Origin of the sequence: Streptomyces cucumeris, assembly GCF_024295805.1 — a bacterium.
Lineage (GTDB): Bacteria > Actinomycetota > Actinomycetes > Streptomycetales > Streptomycetaceae > Streptomyces > Streptomyces cucumeris.
Map to the genome: position 1 here is coordinate 120398 of NZ_JANCLX010000013.1, position 18514 is coordinate 138911.

Here is an 18514-nt window from a genome sequence, read left to right on the forward strand (position 1 = left end):
GTCCCGTACAGGGCGAACAGAAGCAAACCGTCAGCTAAAGACCTACGGGACGCGCCAGAACTGCGTCTCAACGAGCGACACGGACACGCAGCTAGTGATCGCTAAAGTCCAGGAAGAGCACCCCGCGGTGGGCCAGCGAGACCGCACCGGGCCGGGGCAGGCCGTTGCCCCCGCCGACCAGGGCGGCCATGGTGGCCGAATGGTGCGGTGCACAGTACGGCGGGGTGTCCACCAGGGGCTGGCCGGGCGGGAGCACTCCGGCGATCGAGTGGACCGCGGTGACCTCCAGGGCCTCCTGCCGGGTGAGCGGCGGCAGCAGCCCGGGAAGCCGCTCGGCCAGCATCGTCTTGCCCGCGCCCGGCGGTCCGGTCAGGAACAGATGGTGTCCTCCCGCCGCCGCGACCTCCAGGGCGCCGCGCGCGGCCCGCTGTCCGGCGACATCGGCCAGATCGGGACCGCCCGCCCCGCTCCCGGGCCCCGCGGTCACCCCCGTGCCCATGCCCGCGCCCGGCACGGTGAGCCCCGCCAGCAGCGGATCGGGACGTCCCGGCTCGAACGGCTCCTGCTCCTCCTCGGGCACCGGTTCATCCGTCAGCACCGCGATGAGCTGACGCAGACTGCGCACCCCGAGCACCGAGACCCCGGGCACGAGCGCCGCCTCGGCCGCCGTCTGCTCCGGCACGACGACCTGCTGATAGCCCGCCTCGGAGGCCGCGAGCACCGCGGGCAGCACCCCGCGCACCGGACGCACCCGGCCGTCCAGCCCGAGCTCCCCGATCATCATCAGATCGGCGATCTGCCGTGGGTCGATCCGCTCGGCCGCGCCCAGCACCGCACACGCCACCGCCAGGTCGAATCCACTGCCGCCCTTGGGGACGGACGCGGGGCTCAGCCCCACCGTGAGCTTCTTCTGCGGCCAGACGGCCCCCGAGTTCACCAGGGCGGCACGGACCCGGTCGCGGCTCTCCACCAGGCTCTTGTCGGGCAGCCCGACCAGGGTGAAGGCGGCCACCCCGGGCTCCAGATCGGCCTGGACCTCGACCACCACGCCCTCGACCCCGACCAGCGCCACCGAACAGGTGCGGGCGAACCCCATCAGGCCACCCCCCGTACGTGCTCGACGACGGGCGCGCCCCGGTGCGGCAGCACCACACCGACCAGATCGATCCGCACCCCGCCCGGCGGCGGGCCCCCGTGCCGCTCCAGCCAGCGCTCCGCCAGCAGCCTCAGCCGCTCGGCCTTGCCCGGTCTGACGGCCGCCATCGGATGCTCATAGGATCCCGCGCGGCGCGTCTTGACCTCGCACACCACCAGCGCTCCGGCGTCGAGCGCGACGATGTCGATCTCACCGTCCCGGCACCGCCAATTGCGCTCCAGAACGGTCATCCCGGCCTCGGCCAGCCGTCGTACCGCCACATCCTCGCCGTAGCGACCCAGTGCCCCTCGGGCGTTCATCGGCACCACCTCCGGCACCGACTGTGACGCCTTGGTCACTCACTGTGGGATCTTGGAGGATTTCCGTGGAGGGGCATCAGCCTGTGGACAACTCAGCCACTCGGAAGGTCGAGGTCGCTCTTGTTGAGCTCCTCGATGTTCACATCCTTGAACGTGAGCACCCGGACCTGCTTCACGAAACGCGCCGGGCGGTACATGTCCCAGACCCAGGCGTCGGCCATCGACACCTCGAAGAAGACCTCACCCTGGACGGAGTGCACCTGCATCTCGTACTGGTTGGTCAGATAGAAGCGGCGCTCGGTCTCGATCACGTATTTGAACAGACCGACGACATCTCGGTACTCCCGGTAGAGCTTCAGCTCCATCTCGGTCTCGTACTTCTCGAGGTCCTCGGCGCTCATGGCATGTTCCCCTTCAGCCGTGCGTCCCCCCATTGTGCGTCAGACGCGCTCAGTCTCCAGGATCACCGGTGCACTCGGGGGTCCCTCGACGAGCAGCGTACGCAAGAGTCCGGGGAGGCGGGTCGGGTACACCGGTTCCTCCACCCCCGCCAGCTCCTCCGCGGTCCACCACCGCAGCCCGGCCACACTGCGCCGCTCCAGCTCCGTCAGACCCCCGCCGATCCCGGTCCCGGTCTGCTCGGTGCGCCCCAGGAAGTACCACTCGTCCTGGTCCCAGCGCCGCCCCGCGAAGGGGAACGAGCAGGTCCGCCGCCACAGCAGCGGGCCGAGCCGGACATCGGTGATCCCGGTCTCCTCGGCCAGCTCCCGCCGTGCCGCCTCCTCGTGGCTCTCCTCGCCCTCCAGGCCACCGCCGGGCGTGAACCACCAGGTCTTCGAGGGATCGTCCGGTTCATAGCCGTGCAGCAGCAGAATCCGGTCCCGCGGGTCCAGCAGCACCACCCGGGCGACCTGCCGCAGCGGCCGTTCCTCCGCGCCGGTGCCCGGCGGCCGTCCGGCCGCCCCGTCAGCCACTCGCCGTCACCGTCCCGCGCGCCTCCTCGCGCCGCACGGCGCCGGCGCGCCTGCGGCGGGCGATCGGCCCGTACGCCGCTCCCGCCAGGATCAGGACGGCACCGCTGACCACCGCGATCACCATCAGCCGCAGCGGCCCCGGCTGTGAGACCCCGCCCGGCAGCCCGTCGAACGTCCCCGGCCGCTCCAGCATGCCGAAGCCGCTCATCGGCCAGGCCGTGGCGTCGACCCGGGCGCTGACCGCGCTCCTGGGCACCGCCCCGTGGCTGCTGTCGGTGAGATGCACCCGGGAGTCGAGCGAATCGCTGCGGTGGTCGCCCATCAGGAACAGCCGTCCCTTGGGCACCGTGGTGGAGAAGCCGGTCAGGGACCCCTGGTCCTTCTTCTCCAGATAGGGCTCGTCCAGCGGCGTGCCGTCCACGCTCACCCGGCCCTGCCTGTCACAGCAGACGACCTTGTCACCGCCGACGCCGATCACCCGCTTCACCATGGGCATCGCGCCCCAGACGGCGTCCTGGAAGACCACCACGTCACCGCGGCGCACCTCATCGCCGTCGATCCGCTGGGCCAGCACCCGGTCGTCCTTGCCGATGGTGGGCGCCATGGAGTCGGTCGGGACGGTGTACGGCTTGTAGACCACCGCACCCCAGGCGAATCCGCCCAGGAACAGCACACAGCCGAGGGCCACCGCCACACCGGACAGCAGGCTGCCGAACCTGCCCTCCCCCACCGGTCTGCTCATTCCCGTGCTCCCGCCTTGCGCCACCGACGTCAGAAGATCAGGTCCCGTGCCCGAGGGCACGGGACCGCACCTTACCCGCGGTAGGCGCCCGGCGTCAGCAGCAGGACGCCGCGAGGAGACCCCGCGGCAGCGGCGGAGGGCCAGGTCAGCCGCTGCGCTGCAGCTCGGCGATCATCCTGCGGCGCCGCCACAGCACAAGCGGCAGCGCGCCCGCGAGCCCGCCCGCCGCCGGCGCCAGCGAAGCCGCCGCGCTCAGCCCCGGCTGGTCGAAGGTGCCCGGCACCGACAGCGTGCCCCAGCGGTCGACCGGCCAGGCGACCACGATCGCGCGACCGACGACATCGTCGACCGAGACCGTGCCCTGGTGCAGGTTCTGGTGGTAGCGCGAGTCCAGGGAGTCCTGGCGATGGTCGCCCATCACCCAGATCCGGCCCTCGGGCACCTTGATCGGGCCGAACGGCTTCTCGTCACAGGGGGTGTTCCCGGGGAAGATGTACGGCTCGTCCAGCGGCTTGCCGTTCACCATGACCTTGCCGCCGCGCTTGCACGAGACGGTGTCCCCGCCGACCGCGATGACCCGCTTGATCAGGTCCTTCTCCTCGGCCGACGGCATCAGCCCGATGAAGCTCAGCGCCTTCTGGATGCCCTCGGCGACCGGACCGGAGTCCTTCTTCTCCGTCTCGCCGAGCCAGCCGCCCGGGTCGTGGAAGACCACCACCTCACCGCGCTCCGGCTCCGAGCCGAACCACGGGGTGAGCTTGTCGACCAGCACCCGGTCGCCCCGCTGCAGGGTGTTCTGCATCGAGTCGGACGGGATGGAGAACGCCTGCACCAGGAAGGTCTTGATCAGCAGCGCCAGCAGCAGGGCGATGCCGACCAGGATCGGCAGCTCCTTCCAGAACGAGCGCGCCTTCTTCTGGTCAGCGGTGCCCCGCTTCGCCCCCGGCGCGGCCCCGGCGCCGGAAGGGCCGCCGGACACCCCGGAGGGCGTCTCCCGCTCCGTGCCCGTCGCGGAGTCCTGGGGCTCGGCGGACCCTGGGCGGTCCGAGGGATCCGCCGCGGTCGCACGGTCCGAACCGGCCGGTCCCGCCGGATCGTCCGAGGCCCGGTCCGCGGGCGCACCGGTCTGTGGCGCCGTGTCCGCCCCGTCCCCGTTCACAGGGGTGTCTCCCCGTGCTCCGGGTCGCCGCTCGGGCTCTTCGTGACCGGAACGCGCGCCGACCGCCAAATCCCCCACATCCACTCCTCACACCTGACTGCCGCCTGCTCCACGAACGGCGCAGGACCACCACTCCCATAACGAGCGGGAGTTCCGCAGGGGTCGGGAGCTGGACCATTCCTTGCTGATCCATGGGGGACAGCCTATGCGGCGAGCCCTGCGCCCGTGTCTCCCCGCCCGGCGCGTCCTTCACCGATGCATACGTTCCCGGCTCCTCCAGCTGGCGCATATGACCGAAGGGCCAGGCGATCACCACGGCGCGGCCGACCACCATGTCGTCCGAGACGGTGCCCTGACCCGGTTCGTCCAGATGGACCCGGGAGTCCGCCGAGTTGGAGCGGTGATCACCCATCACGAAGATCCGCCCCTCGGGGACGGTCACCTTGAACTGACGCTGCGAAGGCTCGTTCCCCGGATGCAGATACGGTTCGTTCAGCGGCGTGCCGTTGACGGTCACCTTGCCGCCCGAGTCACAGCACGCGACGGTGTCACCGCCGACTCCGACCACCCGCTTGATCAGGTCCTGTTCGTCGTCCGACGGCAGCAGACCGATGAAGGTCAGGAACTGCTTGCCCTGCTTGATGACCGGCGGATCGTCCTTGGGCGGCTTGCGCTCGTCCTCCAGCCAGCCGCCGGGGTCCTTGAACACCACCACATCACCGCGCTCCGGCTTCGAGCCGAACCACGGGGTGAACTTGTCGACCAGCACCCGGTCACCGATGCGGATCGTCTGCTCCATCGACCCGGACGGAATCACGAACGCCTGCACCAGGAAGGTCTTCAGCACCAGCGCGATCACCAGTGCCACACCCACCAGGATCGGTATCTCCTTGGCCTTGGAGCGGCGGCGCCTGCGCTTGATCCGGCGCTGGATCTTGCGGCGCTCGGCACGCCCGCCCAGGGGGCGCTCCCCCGGACGCGACTCATCCGCCTCCGGCGGCGCGCCCGCGCGGCGCTTTCCGTACCGGGGCCGTCCGCGGCTACCCATGCGCGCCGCCCGGTTCGGGGACCGCCGAGAAGGTCTCCGGCCGCTCCAGCCGGGACCAGCGGCCGACCGGCCAGGCGATCCAGTCGGCCCGGCCGATCACCCGGTCCAGAGGGACGGTGCCCCCGCCGGGCGCGCCGAGGTGGTCCCGTGAATCGCGGGAGGCGGAGCGGTGGTCCCCCATCACCCACAGCCGCCCTTCCGGCACCACGATGTCGAACGGCACACGCGAGGGGCTGTCCCCCGGGTGCAGATAGCGCTCGTCCACCGGTTGACCGTTCACCTCGATCCTCCCCCGCTTGTCGCAGCAGGTGACCCGGTCACCGCCGACGCCCACCACACGCTTGATGTAGTCGGTCTCGGCCGGGGCGGCCAGTCCGACCGCGGCGGCGGCCTTGCGCAGTGCTCCGGTCACAGGGTTCCCCGACGGCTGCTCGCCGCGGAAGGAACCGTTTCCGTCGAACACCACAACGTCGCCGCGCCGCGGATCGTCCCCGAAGCGGTAGGCGAGCTTGTTCACCAGCACCCGGTCCCCGGGTCGCAGGGTGTTCTCCATCGAGCCGCTGGGGATCAGGAACGGCTGGACCACCCAGCCGCTCACCAGCAGGACCAGTACGGCGCTGAGCGCCGTGACCACTCCCGCCCGCCGCCAGGGCCCGCCTCCGGTCAGCCACCCGAGCGTCCGCCGGGCGGGCCGGGACGCGGCGGCGGTCTCTTCCGCCGCGTCACCCGGCGCATGCGAAGAGCGCGACCGGTCCTCCGGCTCCGTGGTGGAGCGGGAGGAGCGATCGCGCTCCGCGAGCTGTCCTTCGGTGTCCATCGGGCCAGAGCCTATCCGCCCCGGCCGGATGATCCGGCGGTAGCTCAGTAGTCGCGCAAAACTCAGTTCTCGCGCTTCTCCTTGATCTTGGCGGCCTTGCCGCGGAGGTCGCGCAGGTAGTACAGCTTCGCACGGCGCACATCACCGCGGGTGACGACCTCGATCTTCTCCACGATCGGGGTGTGCACCGGGAAGGTGCGCTCGACGCCGACGCTGAAGCTCACCTTGCGGACGGTGAAGGTCTCACGCACGCCGGAGCCCTGGCGGCGGATGACCACGCCCTTGAACTGCTGCACACGGGAGCGGTTGCCCTCGATGACGCGCACGTGCACGTTGACCGTGTCACCCGGGCGGAAGGTGGGGATGTCGCTGCGCAGCGACGCGGTGTCGACGGTGTCGAGCAGGTGAGACATGATCGTCTGCTTTCCTCGCTGATGCCACAGGTCATCAGCGGCATATCGGATGCTGATTCGGAGTGCCGCCCTCATCGGGTGGGCGTCGATCCCCCTGTGGCAGGGGCGCCGCGCCCGGACGTACGGCAGCGGCCTATTCTTCCACGGCCCGGTCGCGGCGCCCAAATCCGCCCCCGGGCAGCTCCTCCCAGCCCAGTTCCGCCAGGGTCTTCCGGTCGTGCTTGTCCAGCGCCGCGGGGTCGCAGCGCTCGATCAGATCGGGGCGGTTGGCGCTGGTGCGGCGGAACGCCTCGTCCCGCCGCCAACGGGCGATCTTGCCGTGGTGCCCGCTGACCAGCACCTCCGGGATGTCACGGCCACGCCACTCGGGGGGCTTGGTGTACACCGGCCCCTCCAGCAGATCGGCCATGGCGCCGGGCGCGAAGGAGTCGTCGCGGTGCGATTCGGCGTTCCCCAGCACACCGGGCAGCAGCCGGGCGACCGCCTCGGTGATCACCAGCACCGCGGCCTCGCCGCCGGCCAGGACGTAGTCGCCGATGGAGACTTCGTGGACCTCCAGCCGCTCGCCGTACTCCTCGATCACCCGCCGGTCGATGCCCTCGTAGCGGGCGGGCGCGAAGACCAGCCAGGGGCGCTCGGCCAGCTCCACGGCCAGCTCCTGGGTGAACGGGCGGCCGCTCGGCGTCGGCACCACCAGCACCGGCGCGGCCAGCCCCTCGGCCTCCCCCGAGGCGAGGACGGAGTCCAGCGCCTCGCCCCACGGCTCGGGCTTCATCACCATGCCCGGACCACCGCCGTAGGGGGTGTCGTCCACCGTGTTGTGCCGGTCGTGCGTCCAGGAACGGAGGTCATGGACCCGGACGTCGAGCTGCCCCCGGGTACGGGCCTTGCCGACCAGCGAGACGTTCAGCGGTTCGAGGTACTCGGGGAAGATCGTGACGACATCGAGCCTCATGACGACGGGCCCTCGTCCCGGGAGGCGTCCTCGCGGCTACTGGCGATCTCCGCCTCGGCCTCGTCCAGCAGCCCCGGCGGCGGGTCGATCACCGCGCGCTGCGCCTCGAGGTCGATCTCCGGCACCACCTCGGAGACGAACGGGATCATCGCCTCGCTGCCGTCCGGACGCCGGACGATCAGCAGATCGTGGTAGGGCAGATGGGAGATCTCGGAGATCCGGCCGACCTCGGTGCCGTCCACGGTCACCACATCGAGGTCGATGAGCTGGTGGTCGTAGAACTCCTCGGGGTCCTCGGGGACTTCCTCCGGATCGACCTCGGCGATCAGCAGGATGTTGCGCAGCGCCTCCGCGCCCGTACGGTCCCGGACGCCCTCGAAGCGCAGCAGCAGCCGGCCGCTGTGGACCCGGCCGGTCTCGATGGTCAGCGGCCCGGCCGAGGCGGGCTCGGTGGCCAGCACGGCGCCCGGGGCGAGCCTCAGTTCCGGCTCGTCGGTACGCACCTCGACGGTGACCTCACCCTTGATGCCATGGGCTCGGCCGATCCTCGCCACAACCAACTGCACGTGTCCGATGTCCCTTCACGACACACGGGCCGGGGACGGCCCCATGGCCCTCCCCGGCCCGTGCCGGTGCTCTCTTTGATCGCCTCAGCGGATCTGGTCCACGTCGACCAGGTCGACGCGGATACCACGGCCGCCGATGGCGCCCACGACGGTCCGCAGGGCACGCGCGGTCCGGCCGTTGCGGCCGATCACCTTGCCGAGGTCATCGGGGTGCACCCGGACCTCCAGCACGCGTCCACGACGCAGGTTGCGCGAGGCGACCTGCACTTCGTCGGGATTGTCGACGATGCCCTTCACCAGGTGCTCGAGGGCCTCCTCGAGCATCCTCAGGCCTCGGTCGACGCGGTGGACTCGGCGGCCTCGGCCGCGTCGTCCGACTTCTTCTCGGCCTTCTTCGCCTTCTGGGTGATCGCCTCACCCTTCGGCTCGTCACCGGCGTCCTTGGCGGCAGCCTCGAACAGCGCGCGGTGGTCGGCCTTCGGCTCGGCGACCTGCATCGGCGCCGGGGCGGGCAGACCCTTGAACTTCTGCCAGTCGCCGGTGACCTTCAGGATGGCCAGCACCGGCTCGGTCGGCTGCGCGCCGACCTTCAGCCAGTACTGCGCGCGCTCCGAGTCGACCTCGATGCGCGACGGGTTCTGCACCGGGTGGTACAGGCCGATCTCCTCGATGGCCCGGCCGTCACGGCGGGTACGGGAGTCGGCGATGACGATGCGGTAGTGAGGCGAACGGATCTTGCCCAGACGCTTCAGCTTGATCTTGACTGCCACGGGAGTGGTGTCTCCTGGTCTTGACGTGGTTGAGCACACGAAGTGCCACGTGGGGTTGTGGTACCCGAGTGCCCGATGGACGCGCCAGCCGGAGGAGAGAGGGGTCCTGGTCGACTGTCGAGTACAGCGGACCATTGTGCCACACCGCCGCCGGTCAGCCGACCGCGGCCACCGCCTCCGGGATGCGGAACGGCTTGCCGCAGCCGCCGCACATGATCGGCGCCTGCGCCAGCACCGACGGGACGACGCGGACGTTGCGCCCGCAGTCGCACACGGCCTTGACCCGGACGCCGCCGCCGGAGGAACCGTGCCGCGCGGCGGGCCCGCGGAAGGTGCGGGAGGTGTCGGCGGTGGTCGCGACGGTGTGCGCCTTGAGGGCGCGCTGGAGTCTCTCGATCGTGTTCCGGTAGCGCTTTCTCGCCTCGGGACTCAGCGTGACCAGGGAGAAACCACTGCTGGGATGTGGCTCCTCGGGATGGTCCAGCCCGAGCTCCTCGGCGATCGCCAGGAACCGGCGGTTGTGGTAGCGGCCGGCGCGCGAGGTGTCACGGACACCGCGGGCGGCGGCGATGCCATGGACGGCCTCGTGCAGCAGCCGTTCGAAGGAGAGCTCGGCGCCACATGCGGACGACGACTCTCCGATCAGCGATTCGGGCGCGGCGAGATCCGGCAGCTCGGAGTGGTGCCGTTGAATATCGGCCCACGCCTGCGCCAGCTCTGCGGCGAGAACAGGTGGTGTCGTGCTCACGTCGTGCTAACGAGCCGGAGCGGCCCGGTGTTCCGATTCCGGGGCATCCCAAATAATTTGCACGTACCAGTCAGTTCACGATGAGTGCCGCGACGAGGGCGGGTGCGCCGATCTGCGGAGGAGCCGCCCAGCGGGCACCAACCCGGTACGTACCGGTTCCGCGGCACCGGCCCGGCCTCAATAGGCCCGCGCGACGTAGGCGACGTTACCCGGAGTGTCGTCCGCGTCCGGCACCGACCCGTCCTCGGCGACCAGACAGCGTACGGACACCGCCTGCGCGGCGAGCGCCGCCTCGCCCTCCGGTCCCAGGTCCGCCCACCGGATCCGGGCCCAGCCGCCCGCGGTCGCGGCCTCGGCCGCCTGCGCGATGGTCGCCACGTCCGTGGTCCGCGCCGCCCGGCGGTCCCGCGCCTGGCGCAGCAGCAGCGCCTGGTCCTCCTCGAGGATCCCGGGCACCAGCCCGGCGAGCCGCTCGACGGGCACCGGCTCCTTGCCGCCCGGGATCCGGCGCGCCAGCGTCGCGGTGCCGGCCTCCAGGTCGCGCGGACCGATCTCGACCCGGACCGGTACGCCCTTGAGCTCCCAGTCGACCGCGCGGCGGCCGAACGGGGTGTCCGTGCGGTCGTCGACCCGCACCCGCACACCGGCCGCGGTCAGCCGGTCGCCGACCTCCCGGACCCGCGCGACCACCGCGTCATCGCCCTTGACCGCCATGACGACGGCCTGCACGGGAGCCAGCCGGGGCGGGATCCGCAGGCCCTGGTCGTCGCCGTGCATCATCACCAGCGCGCCGATCATGCGGGTGGTGCTGCCCCAGGAGGTCTGCCACACCAGTTCCTGCTCACCCTCCCGGGAGAGGTAGCGGGTGTTGAAGGCACGGGAGAAGTTCTGGCCGAGCTCATGGCTGGTGCCCAGTTGCAGCGCCTTGCCGTCGCCCATCATCCCTTCCAGGGTGAGGGTGTTGAGCGCTCCGGCGAACCGCTCCGCCGCGGTCTTCCGGCCCAGCACGACGTCCATGGCGAGCACGTTCTCCATGAAGTCGGCGTAGACGTGGCGGTGGATACGGGCCGCGAAGTCCCGGGCGTCCTCGTAGGTGGCGTGGGCGGTGTGGCCCTCCTGCCAGAGGAATTCGGTCGTCCGCAGGAACAGCCGCGGCCGCAGCTCCCAACGGACCACATTGGCCCACTGGTTGATCAGCAGCGGCAGATCGCGATAGCTCTGCACCCATTTGGAGAAGTACTCGTTGACGATCGTCTCGGAGGTCGGCCGGACGACGACCGGCTCCTCCAGCTCCTTGCCGCCGCCGTGGGTGACGACGGCGAGTTCGGGCGCGAACCCCTCGACGTGATCGGCTTCCTTCGTCAGATACGACTGCGGGATGAAGAGCGGGAAGTACGCGTTCTGCGTACCGGTCGCCTTGATACGGGCGTCCATGTCCGCCTGCATCCGCTCCCACAGCCCGTAACCGTACGGTCGGATCACCATGGTGCCGCGCACCGGGCCGTTGTCGGCCAGCTCGGCCTTGTTGATCACGTCCTGGTACCAGCGGGGGAAGTCTTCCGCCCGCGGGGTGAGTACGGGAGCTTTCGCCATGGCGCCGATCGTACGGCGGCGGCGCGCGGAACCGTGAATCGGGCGAAAAGCAACCGGCTGCGGCGGACGCGCCGCCGGGGCGGCCCCGGGAGCGGGGCGGGGCGCGGGGGTGCGGGGGCGCACGGAGGGGGCATGCAAGCACGGCCGTGAAACCTCTGGACGCGGGCACGGATGGGGAGTTCCCTGGCATACGGGGGTGGGACGCCACAGCGCACGACGGCGGACGGAAACCGGATCTGACGACGGCACTTCGCTCTTCGCTGATTGGGGCCCTTTCGATGACATCAACGCTCGTCCGGCGGCACCGCCCGCACCCCTCCTCGTCGCACTCCGCGGATCCCGGCATCCGCACCCGCGACTGGACGGAGATCCAGGAGCGGATGCTGGTGCCGTTGTACGAGGCCGTGTACGAACGACTGGACGTCGGCGCCGGGACCCGGCTGCTGGGCCTGGGCTGCGGCTCGGGGCTGGCCCTCCTCATGGCGGCCGCGCGCGGTGCGGCGGTCTGCGGGACGGACACCGATCCGGACCGGCTGGACCTGGCGCGGGAGCGGCTGACGGCCGCGGGCGGAGCGCGCGGCCAGGACACGCCCCCGGCGCGGCTGGGGCCGGGCGACCCGGACAGCGCCTGGGTGCGGGAGGCCGCGGAGGCGGCGGCGGACGCCAGGGCGACGGCGGGGTTCACCGTCGTGACCGCCTTCGAGCCGCTGCCCGCCCTGGGGGCGGCCCCGGGAGCCGCGATGGACGCCGCGGTCTCCGCGCTCACGTCGGCCACGGCGCTCACCGAGCGCGGCGGTGCCGTGGTGCTCGCCGGATGGGGCCCACCCGAGCGGTGCGCCACCTCGGCCGTCCTGCGGGTGGGCGCACGGCTCGCCGATCCGATGTGCGCGCCGGCCCGCTGGCGGCCGTGCGGCCGGGACGACCTGGAGCGGCTGGCGGAGCGGGCCGGGCTGCGGCCCGACGGCTCGGGCCGGGTGGCCTGCCCGTTCGGCTACGCGGATCTGGACAGCGCGGTGCGCGGGCTGCTGTCGACCGGGCTGTTCGACGCGGCGGAGCGGGCCACGGATCCGACGCAGGTCGCCAAGGAGGTCGCCGAGGCGCTCCATCCGCACCAACGGGCGGACGGGACGGTGTGGATGCCGAACGTCTTCCGCTATCTGATCGCGCGCGTCTGACCGTTCGTCCCCGGGCGACCGCTCGTTTCCGGCCGGGAAACACGCCGGGCCCCCGGCATACGCGCAGGGGCCCGGTGAACGGGGCGGCACGGGCGCCCCCAGGGGACTCAGCCCATGAACTTCTTGAACTCATCGGGCAGCTCGAAGTCCTGACCGCCCTGGTCGCCCGGCATGCCGAACGCGCCGCCCTGCTGGCACGCCTGCTCACGGCGCGCGGCGGCGGCCTGCTCATCGGCCTTGCGCTTCATGGGGTTGCCGCTGCGCTGCTTGCCCTTGACCTTCTTCTGCTGCTTGCCCTTGCGCTTCTGACCGCCGCCCATGCCCGGCATACCCGGCATGCCAGGCATCCCGGGCATACCGCCCTGGGCCATCTTGGACATCATCTTGCGGGCCTCGAAGAACCGCTCCACCAGGTTCTTCACCGCGCTCACCTCGACACCCGAACCACGCGCGATACGGGCGCGGCGCGAGCCGTTGATGATGTTCGGGTCCTGGCGCTCACCGGGGGTCATCGACTTGATGATGGCCGCGGTGCGGTCCACGTCCCGCTCGTCCAGGTTGTTGATCTGCTCCTTCATCTGGCCCATGCCCGGCAGCATGCCGAGCAGCTTGGAGATGGAGCCCATCTTGCGGACCTGCTCCATCTGGGCCAGGAAGTCGTCGAGCGTGAACTCCTTCGGCCCCTTCGCCAGCTTGGCCGCCATCTTCTCAGCCTCTTGCTGGCTGAAGGTCTGCTCGGCCTTCTCGATCAGGCTGAGCATGTCGCCCATGCCGAGGATGCGGGACGCCATGCGGTCCGGGTGGAACGCGTCGAAGTCGTCCAGCTTCTCGCCGTTGGAGGCGAACATGATCTGGCGGCCGGTGACATGCGCGATGGACAGCGCGGCACCACCGCGCGCGTCGCCGTCCAGCTTGGAGAGGACCACACCGTCGAAGCCGACGCCGTCACGGAACGCCTCGGCGGTGTTGACCGCGTCCTGACCGATCATCGCGTCGACGACGAACAGGACCTCGTCGGGGCGGACCGCGTCGCGGATGTCCGCCGCCTGCCGCATCAGCTCCTCGTCGATACCGAGGCGGCCGGCGGTGTCGACGATCACCACGTCGTGCTGCTTGGTGCGCGCGAACTCGATCGAGTCCTGGGCCACCTTGACCGGGTCGCCCACGCCGTTGCCCGGCTCGGGGGCGAAGACCGCGACCTCCGCGCGCTCGGCGACCACCGAGAGCTGGTTGACGGCGTTGGGGCGCTGGAGGTCACAGGCGACCAGCAGCGGGGCGTGGCCCTGGCCCTTCAGCCAGCGGCCGAGCTTTCCGGCCAGCGTGGTCTTACCGGCGCCCTGGAGGCCCGCCAGCATGATCACGGTCGGCGGCTGCTTGGCGAAGCGCAGACGGCGGGTCTCGCCACCGAGGATGCCGATGAGCTCCTCGTTGACGATCTTGATGACCTGCTGGGCGGGGTTCAGCGCCTGGGAGACCTCGGCACCCGTCGCCCTCTCCTTGACCTGCTTGATGAAGGCCCGGACGACGGGAAGCGCGACGTCCGCCTCGAGCAGGGCGATACGGATCTCGCGCGCCGTGGCGTCGATGTCCGCCTCGGAGAGGCGGCCCTTGCCCCGGAGGTTCTTGAAAGTCGCTGCGAGGCGATCGGAGAGGGTATCGAACACGGTGGTCGCGAATCCTTCGGTCGGCGGTCGGGTCGGCGGTCGGCCTCCAAGGGTATCCGCCCGTCGCGTGAACGGTCTGCCCCCGGGCCGCGGCCGTCACCCCAGGGCCCGCTGGACCTCCCGCGCCACCTCCGCCGCGCGCATGGGCTGCAGCGGCGCCCCGGAGGCATCGGTGACATAGAACGCATCCACCGCGTTGGCGCCGAGCGTACTGACATGGGCACTGCGGACCGTCACACCCGCGTCCTCCAGGGCGCGGCCGATGCGGTGCAGCAATCCGGGCGCGTCCTGGGCGCGGACCTCGATCACCGTGGCGAGCTGGGAGCTGCCGGGCGCGACCGTGACGCGCGGCGGCGGGGCATGCACACCGCGGCGGCGCGGGTACTTGCGGTACGCGGCCTCGCGCTCGGCGAGCCGGGCGACGATGTCCAGCGAACCGTCCAGCGCCCGCATCAGATCGTTGCGCAGCCGGGCGGCCTGCGGCAGCGAACCGTACTCGGCCGCCACCCGCCAGCTCAGCAGCAGGACGTCACCGCCCCGGCCGGAACCGTCAGCCGTCTCCCGGACGCCGTCCAGCTCCGGCGGCAGCTCCACGGCGCGCAGATCCGCCGCGCGCACGGTCAGCCGGTGCAGGGCCAGCACCCCGGCCGCGGTGGCCAGCACACCGGGCTGGTCGGGCACGGCGATCAGCAGCTCGACACCGATCGGCTCCGGCTCCGGCTGATCGCCCGTGTCGGCGTCGGCAGCCTCCGCCTCCGGCGGGGCCTCGGACCGGGCGTGCAGGGCCAGCACCGGACTGCCGGTACGCCAGGACTCGACCGCCAGCCGCTCCTGTTCGGCCGTGGTCTCCTGCGGTGCGATCTGGTCCGCCGCGGGCTCCCCGGCCAGCACCGCCGCGACCCGTTTGACCAGGTCGGCGACGAGCGAACCGCGCCAGGCGCTCCAGGCGGCGGGGCCGGTGGCCAGCGCGTCCGCCTCGGTGAGGGCGTGCAGCAGCTCCAGCGTGACGGGGCCGCCGACAGCGTCGGCGACCGACCGCACCGTGGCCGGATCGTCCAGGTCACGGCGGGTGGCGGTCTCGACGAGCAGCAGATGGTGGCGGACCAGGGTGGCCAGCACGGTGACGTCCGCGCGGTCGAAGCCGATACGGGCGGCCACGTCCCGCACGATCGTCTCCCCGGCCACCGAGTGGTCGCCGGGCCAGCCCTTCCCGATGTCGTGCAGCAGCGCGGCGACCAGCAGCAGATCGGGGCGGCCGACCCGGCGGCTGAGCGCGCTGGCCCGGACGGCCGTCTCGACCAGGTGCCGGTCGACGGTCCAGCGGTGCACGGGGTTGCGCTGGGGACGGCAGCGCACCCGCTCCCAGTCCGGCAGCAGCCGGGTGATCAGGCCCTCGGCCTCCAGCGCCTCCCAGACCGCGACCGTGGACTCACCCGCGCCCAGCAGGGTGACCAGCTGCTCCCGGGCCTCGGGCGGCCACGGCACCGGCAGCGGGCGCGTAGCGGCGGCCAGCCGCCGCACGGCGTGCAGCGAGAGCGGAAGTCCGGCCTGGGCGGCGGCCGCGGCGGTCCGCAACGGAAGCACGGGGTCACGCTCGGGGCGCGCGGTGCGGGCGAGCACCACCTCGCCGTCCTGTTCCACGACGCCCTCGGCCAGCGGGCTGCGCTCCCCCGCGTCCGACCCGGTGCCGGTGGCCCGGCCGCGTCCGCCGAGGAGTCCGCGCAGCCGGGGCCGGGACGCGGAACGGGCGCGCAGCACCCGTTCGACCTCGCGCCAGGTGACATCGCCGGCGTAGCCGATGGTCCGCGCCGACTCGTACACCTGGCGCAGCAGGGTGTCGGCGTCGAGCAGTCGGAGGTCGGCCGCGACCTGGTCCTGTTCCTGGAGCGCGAGCCGGTCGGTGGCACGGCCGGTGGCCAGGTGGAGGGCGTCGCGGACGTCCAGCAGCCGCCGCCGTGCGTCGGCGAGGCCCTCACGCGGGGCGTCGGCGAGCCAGGAGGCGGCGATGGCGCGCAGCGCGGTGGCATCGCGCAGTCCGCCGCGCGCCTCCTTCAGATCGGGCTCCAGCAGGAACTGCAGCTCGCCATGGCGCTCGGCGCGCTCCTGGCACAGTTCGCGCAGCTCGGGCAGGCGCTTGGGGGCCTGGGCCCGCCAGTCGGCGAGGACGGCGGTGCGCAGACCCGCGGTGAGGGCCGGGTCACCCGCGATATGCCGGGCGTCCAGCAGACCGAGCTGGACCTTGAGGTCCTCGCCCGCGGTCGTCCGGGCCTCCTCGGGGGTGCGCACGGAGTGGTCGAGGGCGAGCCCCATGTCCCAGACCGGGTACCAGACCTGGTCGGCGAGGGCGGCGAGGGCGGCACGGTCCGCGGAGCCGTCGTGGAGCAGCAGCACATCGAGGTCGCTGCGCGGGGACAGCTCCCCCCGTCCGTAGCCGCCGACGGCGACCAGGGAGACGCCGGTGCCGATCCCGGCGGCCCGTGACCCGCTGGTGAGCAGCGCGGTGAGCCACTGGTCGGTGAGATCGGCCAGGGCGGAACGGCGCGGCGGCCCGGACCGCGACCCCTCCTGGAGGAGTCGCAGCCGGGCCGCCGCGTAGCCGCCGGGCAGCGAGCCGCTGGTCTCGGTCGTGTTCTCGACGGTGCCGGTCGTGGTTCCGGTCCGGTCCGTCGTGGTCTCGACGCTGTCCGTCAACTCGGCTCCCTGTGCGCTGCGTCCGGTCGGTGCGGGCCCTGAGGAGGGGCGGTCCTGACCCCTCAGAGGGCGTCCGGGCCGCGTTCCCCGGTGCGGACCCGGATCGCGGTCTCGACGGGGACGCTCCAGACCTTTCCGTCCCCGATCTTTCCGGTGCGGGCCGCCTTGACCACGACCTCGATGAGGTCATCGGCGTCCTCGTCCTCGGCCAGCACCTCGATGCGGACCTTGGGCACCAGGTCGACGGTGTACTCCGCGCCCCGGTAGACCTCGGTGTGGCCGCGCTGGCGTCCGTAGCCACTGGCCTCGGTGACGGTCAGGCCCTGGACGCCGAACGCCTGGAGGGCTTCCTTGATCTCGTCGAGCCGGTGCGGCTTGACCACTGCGGTGATGAGCTTCACGCGTCCACCTTCTTGTCCTGCGACTTCTTGTCCTGCGGCGCGGTGGCGCCGCTCTTGGCGTGGCTGACGGCGGGAACCGTACTGCGGGGCGAGCCGCCGACTCCGCTGAAGTCGTAGGCGGTCTCGGCGTGGAACGCCTGGTCGATCCCGCTGACCTCGTCGTCCTCGTCGGCCCGGAATCCCATGGTCGCGTGGATGAGCTTGGCGAGGATGTAGGAGACGACGAAGGAGTAGCCGAGCACGGTGAAGGCGCCCAGTGCCTGCTTGCCCAGCTGGGTCATACCGCCGACCCCGTCGGTGGCGAGGACGCCGACCAGGAGGGTGCCGATGAGACCGCCGATCAGGTGGACGCCCACCACGTCCAGCGAGTCGTCGAAGCCCAGCTTGTACTTGAGGCTGACCGCCCAGGAGCAGACGACACCCGCGACGAGGCCGATCACGATGGCGCCCCAGGGGTCGACCGCCGCACCCGAGGGGGTGATGGCGACCAGGCCCGCGACGGCGCCGGAGGCGGCGCCCAGGGTGGTGAACGCGCCGTGCCGGACGCGCTCGTAGGCGAGCCAGCCGAGCATCGCGACCCCGGTGGCGATCTGGGTGTTGAAGGCCATGTTGGCGGCGGTGCCGTTGGCGGCGAGGGCCGAACCCGCGTTGAACCCGAACCAGCCGAACCACAGCAGACCGGAGCCCAGCATCACCAGCGGCAGGCTGTGCGGACGCATGGGGTCCTTCTTGAATCCGATGCGCTTGCCGAGCACGAGGGCGAGGGCGAGTCCGGCGGCGCCCGCGTTGATGTGCACCGCGGTGCCGCCCGCGAAGTCGATGACCTCCTGCTTGAACAGCCAGCCGTCGGCCTGCCACACCCAGTGGGCGACCGGGAAGTAGACGACGGAGACCCACAGGGTGATGAACAGCGTCCATGCGCCGAACTTGACGCGGTCGGCCACGGCACCGCTGATCAGCGCGGGGGTGATCACCGCGAACATCAGCTGGAAGAGGGCGAAGGCCAGGACCGGCACGGCGTCCGGCTTCTCGCCCCACAGCGAGGTCGGGTCGATGCCCTTGAAGCCGATGTGGTCGAGGTTGCCCAGCAGACCGCCGCCGATGTCATCACCGAAGGCGAGCGAGTAGCCGAACAGCACCCACAGGAGGGATACGACGCCCAGCGAGATGAAGGACATCATCAGCATGTTGAGGGTGCTCTTCACCCGCACCATGCCGCCGTAGAAGAAGGCCAGGCCAGGGGTCATCAGCATCACGAGCGCGGCGCTGATCAATACGAATGCGGTATTTGCGCCATTCAATGTGGACGTCTCCTCGAAGCAACGGCCCGTGCGGGCAGAACA

Annotated in this window: 18 protein-coding genes and 2 pseudogenes; 1 reads left to right on the forward strand and 19 read right to left on the reverse strand. The window is 71.6% G+C overall.

Features of this window, described 5'->3' with window-relative positions:
- Window positions 1–106: 106 nt before the first annotated feature.
- From NMK44_RS20485 to proS, 15 genes and pseudogenes are all read right to left on the reverse strand, one after another.
- A pseudogene (locus tag NMK44_RS20485) lies at window positions 107–1096 on the reverse strand (YifB family Mg chelatase-like AAA ATPase); the annotation flags it as partial.
- The gene (locus NMK44_RS20490) at window positions 1096–1455 is read right to left on the reverse strand and encodes a YraN family protein (protein WP_254745148.1); all 360 of its coding nucleotides are present in this window, start codon (window positions 1453–1455) and stop codon (window positions 1096–1098) included. The gene NMK44_RS20490 and the pseudogene NMK44_RS20485, both read right to left, overlap by 1 nt.
- Before the next feature lie 92 nt (window positions 1456–1547).
- A complete protein-coding gene (locus NMK44_RS20495; RefSeq protein WP_176180398.1) occupies window positions 1548–1856 on the reverse strand; it encodes a DUF2469 domain-containing protein in 309 nt (102 codons plus the stop codon).
- Window positions 1857–1895: 39 nt separating this feature from the next.
- Window positions 1896–2429, reverse strand: a complete 534-nt coding sequence (locus tag NMK44_RS20500; protein WP_254745150.1) for an NUDIX hydrolase — start codon at window positions 2427–2429, stop codon at window positions 1896–1898.
- Entirely contained in the window at window positions 2422–3171 is a 750-nt protein-coding gene (lepB, locus tag NMK44_RS20505; RefSeq protein ID WP_254745152.1) for a signal peptidase I, read from the reverse strand. Before lepB (NMK44_RS20505) ends, NMK44_RS20500 begins: the two co-directional genes overlap by 8 nt.
- Before the next feature lie 145 nt (window positions 3172–3316).
- A complete protein-coding gene (gene lepB, locus NMK44_RS20510) occupies window positions 3317–4408 on the reverse strand; it encodes a signal peptidase I (RefSeq protein ID WP_254745154.1) in 1092 nt (363 codons plus the stop codon).
- Window positions 4344–5378, reverse strand: a pseudogene (lepB, locus tag NMK44_RS20515) (signal peptidase I); the annotation flags it as partial. The pseudogene lepB (NMK44_RS20515) and the gene lepB (NMK44_RS20510), both read right to left, overlap by 65 nt.
- Entirely contained in the window at window positions 5371–6195 is an 825-nt protein-coding gene (gene lepB, locus NMK44_RS20520) for a signal peptidase I (protein WP_254745156.1), read from the reverse strand. The pseudogene lepB (NMK44_RS20515) and the gene lepB (NMK44_RS20520), both read right to left, overlap by 8 nt.
- A gap of 62 nt (window positions 6196–6257) precedes the next feature.
- Entirely contained in the window at window positions 6258–6608 is a 351-nt protein-coding gene (rplS, locus tag NMK44_RS20525; RefSeq protein ID WP_254745158.1) for a 50S ribosomal protein L19, read from the reverse strand.
- A gap of 133 nt (window positions 6609–6741) precedes the next feature.
- The gene (gene trmD / locus NMK44_RS20530; protein WP_254745160.1) at window positions 6742–7563 is read right to left on the reverse strand and encodes a tRNA (guanosine(37)-N1)-methyltransferase TrmD; all 822 of its coding nucleotides are present in this window, start codon (window positions 7561–7563) and stop codon (window positions 6742–6744) included.
- Complete coding sequence (rimM, locus tag NMK44_RS20535) at window positions 7560–8129, reverse strand: ribosome maturation factor RimM (RefSeq protein WP_254745162.1); 570 nt, start codon at window positions 8127–8129, stop codon at window positions 7560–7562. The genes trmD and rimM overlap by 4 nt, the downstream gene beginning before the upstream one ends.
- Before the next feature lie 84 nt (window positions 8130–8213).
- Window positions 8214–8453: an RNA-binding protein gene (locus NMK44_RS20540; protein ID WP_254745164.1), complete on the reverse strand. Its 240-nt coding sequence runs from the start codon at window positions 8451–8453 to the stop codon at window positions 8214–8216.
- Between the two features lie 2 nt (window positions 8454–8455).
- Window positions 8456–8899, reverse strand: a complete 444-nt coding sequence (rpsP, locus tag NMK44_RS20545; RefSeq protein ID WP_254745166.1) for a 30S ribosomal protein S16 — start codon at window positions 8897–8899, stop codon at window positions 8456–8458.
- 154 nt (window positions 8900–9053) lie between these two features.
- On the reverse strand, window positions 9054–9647 hold the full coding sequence (locus NMK44_RS20550; RefSeq protein WP_254745168.1) for a hypothetical protein: 594 nt from the start codon (window positions 9645–9647) through the stop codon (window positions 9054–9056).
- A 177-nt stretch (window positions 9648–9824) separates the two neighbouring features.
- Entirely contained in the window at window positions 9825–11240 is a 1416-nt protein-coding gene (gene proS, locus NMK44_RS20555; protein WP_254745170.1) for a proline--tRNA ligase, read from the reverse strand.
- A 278-nt stretch (window positions 11241–11518) separates the two neighbouring features.
- On the opposite strand from proS, the gene NMK44_RS20560 reads away from it, so the two are divergent.
- Entirely contained in the window at window positions 11519–12415 is an 897-nt protein-coding gene (locus NMK44_RS20560) for an SAM-dependent methyltransferase (RefSeq protein WP_254745172.1), read from the forward strand.
- Between the two features lie 107 nt (window positions 12416–12522).
- Here the strand turns inward: NMK44_RS20560 and ffh are convergent, their stop codons facing one another.
- The 4 genes from ffh to NMK44_RS20580 all read right to left on the reverse strand — a co-directional run bounded on the left by ffh (window position 12523) and on the right by NMK44_RS20580 (window position 18472).
- The gene (ffh, locus tag NMK44_RS20565; RefSeq protein ID WP_254745174.1) at window positions 12523–14079 is read right to left on the reverse strand and encodes a signal recognition particle protein; all 1557 of its coding nucleotides are present in this window, start codon (window positions 14077–14079) and stop codon (window positions 12523–12525) included.
- Between the two features lie 96 nt (window positions 14080–14175).
- Entirely contained in the window at window positions 14176–16686 is a 2511-nt protein-coding gene (locus NMK44_RS20570; protein ID WP_254745260.1) for a [protein-PII] uridylyltransferase, read from the reverse strand.
- A 146-nt stretch (window positions 16687–16832) separates the two neighbouring features.
- A complete protein-coding gene (locus NMK44_RS20575; RefSeq protein ID WP_176180413.1) occupies window positions 16833–17171 on the reverse strand; it encodes a P-II family nitrogen regulator in 339 nt (112 codons plus the stop codon).
- A complete protein-coding gene (locus NMK44_RS20580; RefSeq protein ID WP_254745176.1) occupies window positions 17168–18472 on the reverse strand; it encodes an ammonium transporter in 1305 nt (434 codons plus the stop codon). The genes NMK44_RS20575 and NMK44_RS20580 overlap by 4 nt, the downstream gene beginning before the upstream one ends.
- Window positions 18473–18514 lie beyond the last annotated feature (42 nt).

Bases quoted from the DNA above. Each gene is read 5' to 3' on its own strand.
- NMK44_RS20490 (WP_254745148.1), bottom strand. From the start codon at position 1,455: ATGAACGCCCGAGGGGCACTGGGTCGCTACGGCGAGGATGTGGCGGTA.
- NMK44_RS20495 (WP_176180398.1), bottom strand. From the start codon at position 1,856: ATGAGCGCCGAGGACCTCGAGAAGTACGAGACCGAGATGGAGCTGAAG.
- lepB (WP_254745152.1), bottom strand. From the start codon at position 3,171: ATGAGCAGACCGGTGGGGGAGGGCAGGTTCGGCAGCCTGCTGTCCGGT.
- lepB (WP_254745156.1), bottom strand. From the start codon at position 6,195: ATGGACACCGAAGGACAGCTCGCGGAGCGCGATCGCTCCTCCCGCTCC.
- rplS (WP_254745158.1), bottom strand. From the start codon at position 6,608: ATGTCTCACCTGCTCGACACCGTCGACACCGCGTCGCTGCGCAGCGAC.
- trmD (WP_254745160.1), bottom strand. From the start codon at position 7,563: ATGAGGCTCGATGTCGTCACGATCTTCCCCGAGTACCTCGAACCGCTG.
- NMK44_RS20540 (WP_254745164.1), bottom strand. From the start codon at position 8,453: ATGCTCGAGGAGGCCCTCGAGCACCTGGTGAAGGGCATCGTCGACAAT.
- proS (WP_254745170.1), bottom strand. From the start codon at position 11,240: ATGGCGAAAGCTCCCGTACTCACCCCGCGGGCGGAAGACTTCCCCCGC.
- NMK44_RS20560 (WP_254745172.1), top strand. From the start codon at position 11,519: ATGACATCAACGCTCGTCCGGCGGCACCGCCCGCACCCCTCCTCGTCG.